The organism is Caballeronia sp. M23-90, from assembly GCF_053574605.1.
On sequence record NZ_JBSIPA010000963.1, the window covers coordinates 1 to 558 of the forward strand.

A 558-nucleotide genomic window follows, 5' to 3' on the forward strand; every position below is an offset into this window, starting at 1 on the left:
GTCTCGTGGTAGGAAACGCCTCTGCATGTTACGTGCTGGAAGCTGGGATCAGGCTTGAGGTCCGGGTTGAAACGCCATTTCTCCTTGCCTGTCGCTCCATCCAGCGCGATCGCAATCTGATGCGGCGGCCGTCTCGTGGTAGGAAACGCCTCTGCATGTTACGTGCTGGAAGCTGGGATCAGGCTTGAGGTCCGGGTTGAAACGCCATTTCTCCTTGCCTGTCGCTCCATCCAGCGCGATCGCAATCTGATGCGGCGTGCAGAAGAACAGCGTTCCATCGACTGCCAGCGGTGTCACTTCGTTGGTTATTTCGACCGGATCGTTCGGCCCTTTCATGTCGCCGGTGCGAAACGTCCAGGCCTCTTTCAAGGTGCCCGTGTTCTTGTTGTTGATCTGCGTGAGCGGCGAATATCGCGTTCCAGCTTGCGTATTGCCGTAGGCGAGCCAATCGCCCGGCCGCCTCCCGGCCGGGCAGGTCGGAAGAGCGGCGGGGAGGGGAAGAGTGTAGGATAGGGGGGAGATCTCGGGGGGCGCCGGATCATTAAAAAAAAAAAAAAA

The 558-nt window shown here is 58.6% G+C and carries 2 pseudogenes; both read right to left on the bottom strand.

Annotated features, from left to right (window positions below):
* A pseudogene (locus tag ACRXB1_RS37310) lies at positions 1 to 125 on the bottom strand (hypothetical protein); the annotation flags it as partial.
* A gap of 40 nt (positions 126 to 165) precedes the next feature.
* Positions 166 to 522: pseudogene (locus ACRXB1_RS37315) on the bottom strand (membrane-bound PQQ-dependent dehydrogenase, glucose/quinate/shikimate family); the annotation flags it as partial.
* Positions 523 to 558 lie beyond the last annotated feature (36 nt).